The organism is Pseudomonas sp. R2-37-08W, from assembly GCF_003851705.1.
Taxonomy (GTDB): Bacteria; Pseudomonadota; Gammaproteobacteria; order Pseudomonadales; family Pseudomonadaceae; genus Aquipseudomonas.
The window spans coordinates 154,301-168,166 of the sequence record NZ_CP027728.1 but is presented as its reverse complement, the minus strand read 5'-3'; the positions used below and the strand labels follow the sequence as shown (position 1 = coordinate 168,166).

Sequence of the window (13,866 nt, the reverse complement as noted above, 5' to 3'; positions counted from 1 at the left end):
TATGAAAAGTCAAGACATTGTAGTGCTGTTCAAACTGATCAGCCTCGAACTACAGGCCAAAGGGGAGCGCGTAAAAAAACGGGTGTTCTCTGTTGAAAAAGAGACCGCGTCCCTCGGTTTTCAAAGTCTTCCGACCTATATTGAAAACTTCGAAACCGTACAACTTTCAACAATGGATGACTGGCGCGGGTGGGATGACGCAGACGAGGATTCTGAAGAGCACGCTTCACAAAACTACTCTGTGAGAGCTCTGTCCTCAGCGTTGGGCCTGAGCAAAACTGAAGTGTCTTCATCCCTGAATCGTTGCAGGGAAATCGGCTTGATTTATACAAGGCACATCGATGGAATCCCGCTGGTAAGAAGCACAGCGCTGCTCGATTTAGTTACGCACAGCATTCGCTATATTTTTCCGGTTAAGCCTGGCGCTATCGTCCGAGGCATTCCAACGGCCTTTGCCGCACCGGTATTGGCAGGCAAAGTGATGAGCGGGGGCGACCTTATTCCCGTCTGGCCAGATGCCTACGGAAAAAGCAAAGGGCAGGCAATTACACCGTTGTACAAAACCGTTCCCGGCGCCGTGAAGAAAGACGAGCTTCTCTACCATTTCCTGGCCCTCGTTGATGCCATCCGCATCGGCGGACCGCGTGAGACCAAAGTCGCCGACGCCATGCTGCGGGAGTGGATACTGTGACGTCCAACCGAACAATGATGCTGCAAATGCTGGAGGAGGTTGCCGAGGCCTTGGGCGAAGAGTTATGCGAGCAAGTTGCCTTTGTCGGTGGATGCACCACTGTCTTGCTTATCACTGATGAATACACATTGGAGTCGATTCGCGGTACCGATGATGTGGACCTGGTCATTCATCTGACAGGCACCGCTGATTGGTATCGGCTGGAAGAAAAACTCAAACCTCGAGGTTTCAAAAATACTGGCCAAGACTCGGTAACCTGCCGTTTACGACTGGGCCAGTTGAAAGTCGACTTCATGCCGACGCAGGAGAGCGTCCTAGGCTTCGCCAATACTTGGTTCGTGGGCGGGTTAGAACGCGCGATTGGCTACACCCTGCCCAACGGAACGCGGATCAGAGTGTTCGCCGCACCTTGGTTCCTCGCAGCCAAATTGCAGGCTTATCAGGGGCGCGGTCATGGTGATGTACTGATGTCCAACGACATTGAGGACATCATCGCCCTGCTGGATGGCAGGGAAGAACTCATCGAAGAAGTGAAACTAGCGCCTCACGAACTGCGGCATTTCGTGAGCGAACAATTTACGGCACTGCTTGCGTTACCCGCATTTGAGGACGTGATCCAAAGCACCGCCCAGGATCCAGCTCGTGCGGCGTTGATTCACGAACGACTGACCGCGTTGATTGGATTCGGAGCAACCGCTTGATTCTGCAATTGAGCTTGAGTCGACAAGGAACCGATAGGATAGAGAACCGCGATGTCAGCGGCTCGGCACACAATGCTGGCGCATACCTCTACGTGATTGCCGACGGCACTTCAAAACCAAAGAGTGGCGAATTGGCAAGCGCTTTGAGTCACCACCTGCTTGAGTGTTTTCGCCATGCGCAACCCGTTGTGGTGTCTTGTCCTGAACACGCCCTGACGCTAGTGCTTACTTCCCTCGACGAAGTGCATTCAAACATTTGTCCAGACTTTCCATTGGCGTCCACCAGCTACCTTGTACTGCTGGTAGTCGGTCACACAGCTATCTCCATTCACGCAGGTGATTGCTGCCTGGGTCATCTGGAGAAATCTCAATGCCTTAACTGGGTGAGTTCACCTCACTGCGGTCCAAACTGGAAAGGCGACCTGAGCCATTCATTCATCGCCAACTCCCCAGCTCGTAAAACACTGCTCAACTGCATGAGCCACCGGCGGGCCCACGAGCCTCACATTCAATCCGTGCAGATTGCCCAAGACACCCTATGGATCATGGCGACAGATGGATTCTGGGCCGAACTCTCAGCCGAGGACCAATTCAAGGCCATCATGGAACGCACCCTTGACGGGTGCATACCCGAAGACGACGTCACGTTCATGTTAATGCGCACGTAAATACGTAATTACCAGTCGCAGGTCACGCTCGACACAGCCTTTCGCCCTTCGTCGTAGTAGCAATCCAAATTACTGGTGCGCTGCGAGACGTAGGTGTTATACCCGACTTCCCACAGTCATCAGTGAACAGCGTGCAACGGATACACCGACTCCCAGCCGTCACCCAACGCTTTATACAAGCCCACCATCGCCAGCGACACACTCGTAGAACTTTCCACCCACTGTTCCTGAGTCGCCAGCAGCGCGCTTTGCACGGTGAGCACGTTGACGAAATCCGCCACGCCTTCGACGTACTGGTGTTGCGCGGTGGTCAGGGCGATCTGGTTCTGGCGCACGGCTTCGGCGAGGCTGTCGCGGCGCAGTTGGCTGGCGTTGTAGCGGGTCAACTGGTCGTCGATTTCATGCCAGGCGCGCAGCACGGTTTGCTGGTAGGCCAGCGCCGCTTCCTGTTGCTGGGCTTCGCGCAGATTCACCATGCCTTGCAGGCGCCCGCCGTTGAACAGCGGCAGGCTGAACTGCGGGCCGAAGGCAAAGGCGCGCGAGCCCCAGGAACCGAGATCCGCGAGCTGCATGGCCTGGGAGCCGAGGCTGCCGGACAAGGTGATGCGCGGGTAGAAATCGCCCTTGGCCACGCCGATGCTGGCGGTGGCGGCGTGCAGGCGGGCTTCGGCCTGGCGGATGTCCGGGCGGCGCTCGGCCAGCTCCGAGGACAGGCCGATAGCGACCTGGCGCTGGGTCTGCGGCACGGCGGCGTCCTTGGATAGCTGCGCATGCAGGGCTTGCGGAGGCTCGCCCATCAGCAGGCTCAGGGCGTTGATCAACTGGTCCTGGCGTTGCTGCAAATCCGGCAGGCGCGCTTCGATGGCGGCGACTTGGGCGGCGGCTTCGGCCACGTCCAGGTCGGTCGCCACGCCATCGGCCAGGCGCAGTTGCGAAAGCTTGAGGCTGTGGCGGGCGACGTCGAGGTTCTGCTCGGTGACGGCGCGGGTGTTTTGTACGCCGCGCAGTTGAATGTAGTCCTGGGCGGTCTCGGCCAGCACCGACAGCAACACGGCGCGGCGGTCGTTCTCCGCGACTTCCAGGGTGGCGTCGGCGGCTTCGGTCTCACGCTTGACCCGGCCCCAGAAGTCCACTTCCCAAGCGGCGGAAAAGCTCATGTCCCATTGGTTGAACGCCGAGCGGCCGTTCTCGCCGGAGGGGTCGCTCAAGCCTTTGCCACTGTTGCGCTTACGCTGGTAAGCGCCGCCCACGTCGACGTTGGGATAACGCTCGGCGGTGGTCACCTGGCGCACAGCGCGGCTTTGTTGCAGGCGGCTGCTGGCCAGTTTCAGGTCGAGGTTATCACTGAGGGCTCGGCGCGTAAGGGCCGACAATTGTTCGTCGTGGAACACGTCCCACCAGCGCTCCTGCAACGGGTCGCTGGTGGCGCGACTGGCCGCCTGACGCCCCTGGGGCTCACTCCATTGGGCCACAGACGGACCTTGCGGCCGCTGGAAGTCCGGGCCGACCGTGCAAGCGCTTAAACTGATCAGGCTCAGGGTGAGCCAGGCAAGGTGTCTCATTGCTGGGCCACCTCATGTTGTTGCGCGGCGGCGTGAGTGTCGACGCTGGCTTCCACTGACATACCGACGCGCAAGCGCTCGGTCAGCGGCTGGTTCGGCTCAAGCACAATCTTCACCGGAATACGCTGCACCACCTTGGTGAAGTTACCGGTGGCGTTGTCCGGCTTGACCGAGGCAAAGGTCACCCCCGTGGCAGGCGCCAGGCTTTCCAGATGGCCGTTGAGCAACTCGCCATCGAGGCTGTCGACCCGCACCTGCACGGCTTGGCCGGCCTGCATGTGCGACAGTTGCGTCTCCTGGAAATTGGCCACGACATAGGCTTGGGCCAGCGGCACCACGGCAAGGATTTTGCTGCCCGGCGTGACATAGGCGCCCACCCGTACCGCACGCTCACCGACCATGCCGTCCACCGGCGCGACGATGCGGGTGTAGGACAGCTGATAACTGGCCATTTCCAGCGCGGCCTGTGCACGCTTGAGACCGCCTTCGGCAGCGTCACGCTGGGCGGTGAGAATTTCCACTTGCTTGCGTTCGGCTGCCAGCACCGCCGTGGATTTGGCCAGGCGCGCGGTGGCCTGGTCGATGCGGGTCTTGGCTTGCTGGGCGTTCTGCACGGTGCCCGCGCCGACGCCGGCGAGGTGGTTGTAGCGGTTCAGTTCGTGTTCGGCAAACGCCACTTCGGCGCGATCCGCGGCCACGGTGGCTTGGGCCTGGGCGATCACCGAGCTTTGGCGTTCAAGGGTCGCGGTGGCGTTTTTCAGTTGGGCCTGGGCGACCAGGGTGTCGGCGTCGGCAGCCTGGGCGGCGGCGCGAAAGTCACGGTCGTCGATCAGCGCCAACAGCTGGCCGGCTTTGACGCGCTGGTTGTCTTCCACCAGCACGTCCTTGATGAACCCGGCAACGCGGGGTGCAACCAGGGTGAAATCGGCGGCGACGAAGGCATCGTTGGTGGTCTGGCGCTGGCTGCCCAGGATGCCCGGCGCAACCAGGTACACCAGCACGCCCACGGCAAATACGGCGATGACGGAGACGGCAATTTTGTCTTTGCGTTTCATGAGAAATCCTTGGGGTCAGGTCGGTGCACGAGGCGGGAAAATCCGCGTGGGCATCCAGAAAATCAGCAGGATCAACGCCACCGCGACACCGGCCATGACGACATACAGATCCGAAGAGGTGAGCACCACGGTCTGCTCGTGCAGGCGGTGCGCCAGGCCCGGCGCGTCGCCGTCGGCCAGGGGAGAGTTGCCCAGGCGGTCCACCAGCATGGTCGAGTGGAAATGCCCGCGCTGGGTGGTCAGCGTATCCAGCACCGCCGTGGCGATCACGGCGGACAGACCCTTGACGGTATTGAACCACGCCGAGGCGAATGGCCCTTCGATGGGTTGAATACTGCCGGTGGACAGCATCAGCAACGGCAGAACCGCCATCGGCTGAGCGAAAATCTGCAGCAGGTACCAGCCATAAAAATCATCGCGAATCCACGCCGAGGTCAGGTGCGAACTGCCGATGCAGCACACCACCAGCATGCTCAGGCCAATGCCCAGCACCCAGCGGCAATCGACCCAGCGCAGATTGCACAGCGCCGCCACCAGTGGCAGCGCGATCAACTGCGGCAGCGCCATCAGCAACATCACCGGCGCGGTTTGCAGTGGCCGGTAGCCCTGGACCTGAGCGAGAAAACTCGACGGGATGATGATCACCGAGGTCAGCACCATCAACACCCCGGCCAGTACGATCAAGGCGAACGACAGGTTGCGCAGGCCGAGCATCTGCAGCTTGAAGAATGGCAGCGGCTGCGACCATTCGTTGAGCATGAACAGCACCAGCAGCAGCGCGCCGCCACTGAGCAAAAAGGTGATCAGGCCCGACTCGAACCAGTCCAGGCGATTGCCTTGCAACAGGCCGATCACCAGCATGCAGATCGCCGGGAAGCCCAACAGCAGACCACGCCAGTTGAACTGTTTGAAGCGTTCCAGGCGCAGCGGATCCTGCGGCAAGCCGTAGGCCACGGCGGCCATCGCCAACAGGCACGGCCCGACGATCTGCCAGAACGCCCATTGCCAGCCGACGTATTCGGTCCACAGCGCCGCCAATGGCGTGCCCAGGCTCGGGCCGAAAGTGGCGGTCAGTGCATAGCCGGCCAACCCGTACAATTTGACGTTGGCCGGCAGGAAACGCAGCGCCACGGTCATCAGCATCGGCGGCAACGCGCCACCGGCCAGGCCTTGCACGGTGCGCAGCAGCAACAGGCTTTCGTAGTTCGGTGCAAACGGGCACAGGATGCCGAGCAGCGTAAACACGCCAATGGCACCCAGGGTGAAACGGCGCAGGGAGAGCGTCACCGCGCACCATGGCGCGAATGCCATGGCTGCGACGGAAGTGGCGGTGTACGCCGCGACCAGCCAGGTGCCTTCGTCAAAGCCGATGTACAGCGCACCACGGATATCGGCGAGGGCGACCTTGGTCACCATCTCATTGAGGCCAGACACCAACACCGCCAGCAACACGCCGACCAGGCCGATGATGATGCGCGGGCCGAACACCGGAGGGCTGGGCGCAGTGGGTTTGGCTGCGGCCTCGAAGGCGGGGGCAGCGAGGGAAGTCATGGACAGGTAACTCGGAATGGGAATACCCGAGTAGTTTAATCAGGCAAATGCATGACAAAAAGTGACTTGTTGGCAGGTTATAAGTGCGCCAGGCGCAATCCACCGGGTAATGCAGGGCTTTTAATGTGGGAGGGGGCTTGCCCTAATGCCGGTCAGTTAAGAAGTAGCAGGAGCGAGAACTAACTTGTGGCGAGGGAGCTTGCTCCCGCTGGGGCGCGAAGCGGCCCCAAACAATGGGACTGCTGCGCAGTCCAGCGGGAGCAAGCTCCCTCGCCACAGGTTCGGTGTCGCCTTAACTGACTGGCATTAGGGCTTGCCCCCTCCCACATTTGATTTCAGCCCGGCTGGGCTTCCAGCCAGGTGGCGTGGCAGCTCTCGCGCATGGTCTCGCGCAGCCATTTGTGCGCCGGGTCTTTGTCGAAACGCGGGTGCCAGGATTGCGCCAATACCAGGGTCGGCAGCGAAATCGGCAAGGCGAACGAACGCAGCGGCAGCTTCAGGCGCCGGGCGCTCAGGAGGGCTTCCTTGGGTACCGGCAGCAGCAGGTCGGAGTCGGGCAACATGAACATCGCGCCGTGAAAGCCGGGAGCGATCATTGCGACGTGGCGCTCCAGGCCCTGGGCATTCAAGGCGGTATCGATAGGCCCACGGGCGATGCCGCGTCGCGAGATGCTGATGTGGGAATAGCTGGCAAACCGAGCGGCGGTGATCTCTTCGTCGAACAGCGGGTGATCTTCCCGGGCCAGGCCGACGAACGTGGTCGAGAACAGGTTCTGCACCTTCACTTCAGGCCCGGCCGGCATGGTATTGCTCACCCGCAGGTCCAACCGCCCTTCGCGCAGCGCTTCATCGTCGGTGTCGCCTTCGGGCACGAAGCGCAGTTCGCAGAACGGCGCCGCGCGTTGCAGGGTGTCGAACAGCCGACCGCCATACACACCGATGAAAAAGTCATTGGCGCGCACGCTGAAGCGGCGGCGCAAAGTGCTCAAATCGACCTGGTCCGCCGAGCGAAACAACAACGCCGCCTGCTCCACCACGTTGCGCACCTGGCCTTGCAGCTCAAGCGCCTTGGGCGTCGGCACCAGGCCGCGGCCGGCACGCACCAGGATCGGATCACCCACTGCCTCGCGGATACGCGTGAGGGTACGGCTCATGGCCGCCGGGCTCAGGTTCATCCGTCGCGCGGCGCCCACCACGCTACCTTCATCGAGCAAGGCGTCGAGGGCGACCAGCAGGTTCATGTCGGGTAGTTGCATGCCAAGCACTCGTGTTCGGTCGGGAGTGAACTGGACGCAATCCTAGCAGGCTTTAGCGGTTCAGAACGGCGCGTCGCCCTGGATGGTGGTGCGGAACAACTTGCGGCGCAGGTGGCCCGGGCAACCGGCCGCCAGGTGGATCAGCGAGCGGTTGTCCCAAAACACCAGGTCATGGGGCTGCCACTGGTGGCGGTAGATGTTTGCCGGCAGCACGCTGTGGGCGTAGAGCTGGGCCAGCAGGCTGCGGCTTTCGTCCTCTGGCAGGCCGACGATGCGGGTGGTGAAGCCTTCACTGACGAACAGTGCCTTGCGGCCGTTTTCAGGGTGAGTGCGCACAATGGGGTGCTCCACTTCGGCCACTTGGGCGAGCTGTTCAGGGGTCAGGGTGGGACGCCAGTTGCCCTCGAATTTGCTTTCGCTGTAACGCGCGGTGTAGGAATGCGCGGCGCGGCGCCCTTCAACGGCGTTGCGCAGGTGCTCGGGCAGTTGCTCCCAGGCTTTGTGCATGTCGGCAAACAGCGTGTCGCCGCCTTCGGACGGTAGTTCCTGGGCATGCAGCATCGAGCCCAGGCTGGGCAGCTCCTTGTACGACAGGTCCGAGTGCCAGAACTTGCCCGCATCGCCCAAGCCGATGGACTGGCCGTTTTCGATAATGTTGGAGACGATCAGGATCTCCGGGTGGTTGGCCAGCAGGAACTGTTTGAGCACATGGATCTGCAGCACACCGAAGCGGCGGCTGAAGGCGATCTGTTGTTCGGGGGTGATGCGTTGGTCGCGGAACACGATGACGTGGTGGTCCAGGTGTGCGCGATGGATGCGGGCAAAGTCCTGGTCGTTGACGGGTTGGGATAGATCCAGGCCGATGACTTCGGCGCCGACACTGCCGGGGAAGGGGCGGATGTCGAAGGTTTGGTTGATAGTGGACATTGGATTCACTTCCGGCAGACAGGGGAGTGAATTTATAGGTCTAAGAATGGAAGTTTAAATATTGTTAGGGCATATCCATATGCTTTGGGTGATGCTGATGGCCTCATCGGGGGCAAGCCCCCTCCCACACTTGATTTGTGAACGCATTCAAATGTGGGAGGGGCGGTGCGACGATTCGACTTGCCCCCGATGAGGCCCGCAAGGGCGATAGAGATTACCGCTCGTGCAACGCCTCGGCCCGCGCCTTGATGATCGGCTTGAGCAGGTAGCTGAGGATGCTTTTCTTGCCGGTGATGATGTCCACCGAGGCGACCATGCCGGGAATGATCAGCAGCGGCTTCTCATCGGTGCCCAGGTGGCTGCGGTCGGTGCGCAGGGTGATCATGTAGTAGGTGGTTTTCTTGTCTTCATCGGTGATGGTGTCAGCGCCGATGCGTTCGAGCTTGGCCTTCAGGCCACCGTAGATGGTGTAGTCGTAAGCGGTGAATTTGACCACCGCTTCTTGACCAGGGTGCAGGAACGCAATGTCTTGCGGGCGGATCTTGGCTTCCACCAGCAGGGTGTCGTTCAGCGGCACGATTTCCACCATGTCACTGCCCGGCTGGATCACGCCGCCGACGGTGTTGACCAGCAGCTGCTTGACGATGCCGCGCACCGGCGAGGTGACCAGGGTACGGCTGACACGGTCTTCCAGGGCGCGACCAGTGGATTCGGCCTTGTTCAGTTCGGTGCGGGCCTCGTTGAGTTGGGTCAGGGCTTCGCTGCGGAATTTGCCACGGGTTTCGTCGATCTTGCGCTGCACTTCCTTGATCGCCGATTCGGCACGGGGGATCGCCAGGGTGGTGGCGTCCAGCTGGCCCCGGGTTTCCATTTCGGCGCGCTTGAGGCGCAGCACTTCCACCGGCGACACCGCGCCCTGGGCCACCAGCGGCTCGGACATGTTGATTTCCTGGCGTTGCAGGGACAGCTGGCTGCGGTACTGGCCTTGCTTGGAGGTGAACTCGCGCAATTCCTGCTGGCGCTGCACCAGTTGTTCCTGCAAGCCGCCAACTTCGTCTTTCAACTGCTGGCGACGGCTTTCATACAGCGAGCGTTCGTTGGCGGCTTGGCTGGGCGCGGCCTTGAGCACCTCTTCGGGAATGTTCAGTGGCCGATCATCCACCTGCGCACTCAGGCGTTCGACGCGCAATTGCATGGCCAGGCGCAGGGCTTCGGTTTCCCCGGCGTTGGACACGAACCGCGTGTCATCCAGGCGAATCAGCGGCGCACCGGCCTCGACGATCTGGCCTTCCTTGACGTACAGCTCGGCGACGATGCCGCCTTCCAGGTTCTGGATTTTCTGCAATTTGGACGACGGAATCGCCTTGCCGTCGCCACGGGTCACTTCGTCGATTTCGGAGAAACCCGCCCACACCACCAGAAACAGAAAGAAGGCAATGATGGCCCAGATGGTCAGGCGGATGACTCGCGGCGCATCTTCGATCAACGCTTTGTTGACCTCGGGCAGCGGCTGGCCGTGCAGCGAGTCGGAACCTTTGAAGTAGCGGCCGACCGCGTTTTTAATGGAGTTAAGCAACACTGATCTGCCCCTTCTTCAACGCTTCCATGACCACGGCTTTCGGGCCGTCCGCAAGAATCTGCCCACGGTCGACCACCAGCAGGCGGTCTACCAGGGAGAGCAGCGAGGCACGGTGCGTTACCAGCACCACGGTCTTGTTTTGCACCACGGCGTGCAGGCGTTGTTTCAAGCGTTCTTCACCGGTGTTGTCCATGGCACTGGTGGGTTCGTCCAGCAGCAGGATGGGCGGGTTGAGCAGCAGCGCACGGGCCAGGGCGACGTTCTGGCGCTGGCCGCCGGACAGGTTCTGCCCACGCTCGCCGACTTGCAGTTCGTAGCCTTGCGGGTGCAGGCGCGCGAATTCGTGCACGCCGGCCAATTCCGCCGCCTGCAGGACCATTTCGTCTTCGACGTAGCGTGCGCCGCTGACCAGGTTGTCACGCAGGGTGCCGGCCAGCAGTTGGATATCCTGGGCGACGTAGCCGATGTTGTGGCGCAGTTCGCTGACATCGATCTGGCGCACGTCCACGCCATCCACCAGCAACGCGCCGGAGTCGGGCTGGTAAAGGCCGACGATCAATTTGGCCAGGGAGCTTTTGCCCGAGCCGCTGCGGCCGATGATGCCGATTTTTTCCCCTGGCTTGATCACCAGGTTGATGTTTTTCAGCGCAGCGTTCTGTTGGTTCGGATAGGTGAAGTTGAGGCCCCGGCACTCGATGGCGCCTTGCAGGGTGCGGCGGCTCATGGGGCGCTCTTCGAAGTTGCGCTCCTGGGGCAGTTCCATCATCTGGTCCACCGAGGTCATGGTGACCTTGGCTTGCTGGTAGCGCGTGAGCAGGCCCGACAGCGAAGCCAGCGGGCTCAACGCGCGGCCACTGAGCATGTAGCAGGCAATCAGGCCGCCCATGCTCAGGTTGCCGTCGATGATCTGGTACACGCCGAACACGATCATGATCACGCCGGCCAGTTGCTGGATCAGCAGGGTCATGTTCATCGACAGGCCCGACAGCAACTTCACCCGCAGTTCGAGCCGGCTCAAGGTGCCGATGGTCTGTTCCCAGCCGTACTGGCGTTCGCTCTCGGCGTTGTTGACCTTGACCGCGTCCAGCCCGGCGAGGGTCTCGATCAGGCTCGACTGGCGCTCGGCGGCCAGGGCCATGGTGCGTTCCATGGTCGCGACCAACGGCTTCTGCAGGGCGTAGCCGATACCCAGGGCAATCGGGAACGCCAGCACCGGAATCCACACCAGATGGCCGCCGAGCAGGGCGATCACCAGGAAGATCAGCAGCGTGAACGGCAGGTCGATCAGACTGGTAAGGGTCAGCGAGGCGAGGAAGTCGCGCAGGCTCTGAAACTCATGGATGTTCTGCGCAAAGCTGCCGACCCGCGCCGGGCGGTACTTCATCGACATGCCGACGATGCGCTCGAACAAGGTGGCGGAGATGATCAGGTCGGTTTTTTTACCGGCCAGGTCCAGGCACAGACTGCGCAGGCTTTTGAGCACCAGGTCGAACAGGTACGCGCCACAGATGCCCACGGCCAGCACCCACAGGGTGGCGGTGGCCTGGTTCGGCACCACGCGGTCGTACACGTTCATCACGAACAGCGGCGCGGCCATGGCGATGATGTTGATCAGGAAGCTGGCGGCGATGGCGTCGGTATACAACCAGCGCGAGCGCTTAAGGGTGTCACGAAACCAGGACCGCGCACGCGGGATCAGGGTGCCATGGTTGACGTCGAATTTGTGCTGCGGCTGGGCGAAGAAGACTTTGCCGATGTAGTCAGCGGCCAGCAGTTCGCGCTTGATCAGCACTTCCCCGCCGTCGCTTTCGCTGAGCAGCACCCGCGCTTCATCGTCGCCCTGCCAGCCGACCAGCACAGTACTGCGCCCGTCCTTGAGCAACAACAGCGCCGGCAACGCGATGGCCGGGATCTGTTCGAGCTTGCGTTGCAACAGCCGGCCCTGCAGCCCGGCACGCGCGGCGGCACGCGACAACAACTCGGCACTCAGGCGCTGCGAAGGCAGCGGCAGGCCGGTGGTGAGCATGGCCGCGCTGGCCGGTTTCTGATGCAGCGCGCAGAGTGCCAACAACCCGTCGAGTAACGGGTCGTCGTGCAGCGTGCGTGGATCATGACTGAGATGAACTCGACTGACTTCGGATTCCACGCGGTGCACTCTCGACTAACAGATGGGGCTACGGGTGACTCAGTTCATCCCAGGCAGTTGGACTTTGGGCTTCACATCGTTTTGCACGATCGAGGCCATTGGAGCGACTACGCCTTGGCTTTTGAGCAATTGGCCCATGGTCGCCTTGATTCGGTACTGAGTAAATAACTGAATGTTCTTGATCTCTTCCAGGCGACGCGAAGCGGTGAACAATTCGTTCTCGCTGTCGAGCAAGTCCAGCAGGGTACGTTGGCCCAGGCTGAACTGTTGCTGGTAGGAGGTGCGCACGCGCGTGCTGTGGTCCACATACTGCTGGGCCACCGGCAGCTGCGCGTTGGCATTGTTCAGGGCGTTCCAGGCAAGGCCCAGTTCTTCATTGAGCTGGCGCAGGGCGTTGTTGCGGATGTCCAGGGCCTGGTTGGCCTGGTACGACTTCGATTGCAGGTCGGCCTTGTTGCTGCCACCGGCAAACAGGTTGAAGCGCATGCGCACCATGGCTTCCCAGCCGTTGCTGTGGTTGGCGTCGCCGCCGACGTTGTTGTCGGCGTTGGTGCCCAACTCAGCATCAAAGCGCGGGTAGAAGCTGGACTTGGCGGCGGCATACTGCTTCTCGGCGGCAGAGATGTCCGACTCGGCCGAGCGCAGGACCGGGCTGTTGTCGAGCATCTGGCGACGCGCTTCATTCAGGTCGGCCGGGAGCATGGCCATGAACGGCGCCGGGCGCTCAAGCTGGTCGGGCATTTGACCAACGGCGCTGAGGTAGTTGGTTTGCGCATCCGCCAGGTTGGTCTGCTCGGTGATCAGGTTGTTGCGGGCCTGGGCCAGACGCGCTTCGGCCTGGTCCTGGTCGGCGCCGTTACCGACGCCGCGCTGGGTGCGCAGCTTGATCTGATCGTAAATGCGTTCGTGGTTGCGCAGGTTGTCTTCGGCCAGGCGCACGAACTCGCGACGGGTCAACACTTCCAGGTAGACCTGGGCAACGGTCAACGCGGTGCGCTCGGATGTACCGAGCAGGGAATAGGCACGGGCGTTGACGTTGGCTTGTTGACGCCCGACTTCGCTGGAGGTGGCGAAACCGTCAAAAATCATTTGTTGCAGGCGCAGGCTGGACTCGCCGCGATTGAGGGTTTCCCAGTGGTTGCCGCCCGTGCCATTAGCGAGGCGGGTGGAGGCGTTATCGGTGCCCGCACGGCCATAGCCGGCATTCAAATCGACACGCGGCAGATACCCGCCCTGCGCCGCACGCAACTGGTAATCGGCGGCGATACGACTGTTCACACCGGCCTGAATCTCAGGGTGCACATCCAGTGCCTGCTGCATGGCTTGGGGCAGTGTTTGAGCCTGGACAAAACTGGCGGCGAGAACGAACGGTATTGCCTTAAGCAGGTGCAGACGCATTAAAAAATTCCCCAGGACTTCTTGTCTCAAATCACAGCGATTGGCGCCGCTGCGTCGGATAATGGCTACCGTAATGACCGTACGTCGGAAAGTTCAAATAGCGGAACTGCTTCACACATGTAGGACGGTTCGCCGCATAAATATCAATGTGACATTACGGAGGCGATTGTTTAGGATGGCGACCATAAGGTCAATAGTTTGGCAGAAACAAGATCGCTAAAAATTTCAGCCAGAAATTTGACGCCAGTAACTTTATAGACTACGCCCTCCAGTTTGGCCTTCCTCGTGAGCGGCCACATGGAAATCATCAGAAACGGATCGCCGGAGAAATA

Annotated in this window: 11 protein-coding genes; 3 read left to right on the top strand and 8 right to left on the bottom strand. The window is 61.2% G+C overall.

The genetic code is table 11. The annotated features are described in order from the left end of the window. Position 1 precedes the first annotated feature (1 nt). The 3 genes from C4J93_RS00705 to C4J93_RS00695 are packed head-to-tail and all read left to right on the top strand — an operon-like array spanning position 2 to position 2,060. Positions 2-691 carry a hypothetical protein gene (locus tag C4J93_RS00705; RefSeq protein ID WP_124405743.1) on the top strand — a complete coding sequence of 230 codons (690 nt, stop codon included), beginning with the start codon at positions 2-4 and terminating at the stop codon, positions 689-691. Between the two features lie 14 nt (positions 692-705). Next, complete coding sequence (locus C4J93_RS00700) at positions 706-1,392, top strand: hypothetical protein (RefSeq protein ID WP_124372363.1); 687 nt, start codon at positions 706-708, stop codon at positions 1,390-1,392. Beyond that, positions 1,389-2,060: a protein phosphatase 2C family protein gene (locus tag C4J93_RS00695; protein WP_124428321.1), complete on the top strand. Its 672-nt coding sequence runs from the start codon at positions 1,389-1,391 to the stop codon at positions 2,058-2,060. Before C4J93_RS00700 ends, C4J93_RS00695 begins: the two co-directional genes overlap by 4 nt. Before the next feature lie 119 nt (positions 2,061-2,179). On the opposite strand, the gene C4J93_RS00690 is transcribed toward C4J93_RS00695, so the two are convergent. From C4J93_RS00690 to C4J93_RS00655, 8 genes are all read right to left on the bottom strand, one after another. Beyond that, entirely contained in the window at positions 2,180-3,622 is a 1,443-nt protein-coding gene (locus tag C4J93_RS00690) for an efflux transporter outer membrane subunit (protein WP_124428320.1), read from the bottom strand. Then, the gene (locus C4J93_RS00685) at positions 3,619-4,677 is read right to left on the bottom strand and encodes an HlyD family secretion protein (RefSeq protein ID WP_124365327.1); all 1,059 of its coding nucleotides are present in this window, start codon (positions 4,675-4,677) and stop codon (positions 3,619-3,621) included. Before C4J93_RS00685 ends, C4J93_RS00690 begins: the two co-directional genes overlap by 4 nt. A gap of 15 nt (positions 4,678-4,692) precedes the next feature. Then, positions 4,693-6,228, bottom strand: a complete 1,536-nt coding sequence (locus tag C4J93_RS00680) for an MFS transporter (protein ID WP_124408746.1) — start codon at positions 6,226-6,228, stop codon at positions 4,693-4,695. 335 nt (positions 6,229-6,563) lie between these two features. Continuing rightward, entirely contained in the window at positions 6,564-7,484 is a 921-nt protein-coding gene (locus tag C4J93_RS00675; protein WP_124369119.1) for a LysR family transcriptional regulator, read from the bottom strand. 60 nt (positions 7,485-7,544) lie between these two features. Further along, complete coding sequence (locus C4J93_RS00670; RefSeq protein ID WP_124428319.1) at positions 7,545-8,411, bottom strand: TauD/TfdA family dioxygenase; 867 nt, start codon at positions 8,409-8,411, stop codon at positions 7,545-7,547. A 214-nt stretch (positions 8,412-8,625) separates the two neighbouring features. Continuing rightward, on the bottom strand, positions 8,626-9,990 hold the full coding sequence (locus tag C4J93_RS00665; RefSeq protein WP_124428318.1) for an HlyD family type I secretion periplasmic adaptor subunit: 1,365 nt from the start codon (positions 9,988-9,990) through the stop codon (positions 8,626-8,628). Further along, the gene (locus C4J93_RS00660; RefSeq protein ID WP_124365323.1) at positions 9,980-12,136 is read right to left on the bottom strand and encodes a type I secretion system permease/ATPase; all 2,157 of its coding nucleotides are present in this window, start codon (positions 12,134-12,136) and stop codon (positions 9,980-9,982) included. The genes C4J93_RS00665 and C4J93_RS00660 overlap by 11 nt, the downstream gene beginning before the upstream one ends. Positions 12,137-12,175: 39 nt before the next feature. Further along, positions 12,176-13,534 (bottom strand): TolC family outer membrane protein, encoded by a 1,359-nt coding sequence (locus C4J93_RS00655; protein ID WP_124360682.1) that lies wholly within the window; start codon positions 13,532-13,534, stop codon positions 12,176-12,178. Between the last annotated feature and the right edge of the window lie 332 nt (positions 13,535-13,866).

What these genes read in the sequence shown, in the direction of transcription:
- C4J93_RS00680 (WP_124408746.1), bottom strand. Translation starts at nt 6,228, where the DNA reads ATGACTTCCCTCGCTGCCCCCGCCTTCGAGGCCGCAGCCAAACCCACT.
- C4J93_RS00675 (WP_124369119.1), bottom strand. Translation starts at nt 7,484, where the DNA reads ATGCAACTACCCGACATGAACCTGCTGGTCGCCCTCGACGCCTTGCTC.
- C4J93_RS00705 (WP_124405743.1), top strand. Translation starts at nt 2, where the DNA reads ATGAAAAGTCAAGACATTGTAGTGCTGTTCAAACTGATCAGCCTCGAA.
- C4J93_RS00670 (WP_124428319.1), bottom strand. Translation starts at nt 8,411, where the DNA reads ATGTCCACTATCAACCAAACCTTCGACATCCGCCCCTTCCCCGGCAGT.
- C4J93_RS00700 (WP_124372363.1), top strand. Translation starts at nt 706, where the DNA reads ATGATGCTGCAAATGCTGGAGGAGGTTGCCGAGGCCTTGGGCGAAGAG.
- C4J93_RS00685 (WP_124365327.1), bottom strand. Translation starts at nt 4,677, where the DNA reads ATGAAACGCAAAGACAAAATTGCCGTCTCCGTCATCGCCGTATTTGCC.
- C4J93_RS00655 (WP_124360682.1), bottom strand. Translation starts at nt 13,534, where the DNA reads ATGCGTCTGCACCTGCTTAAGGCAATACCGTTCGTTCTCGCCGCCAGT.
- C4J93_RS00690 (WP_124428320.1), bottom strand. Translation starts at nt 3,622, where the DNA reads ATGAGACACCTTGCCTGGCTCACCCTGAGCCTGATCAGTTTAAGCGCT.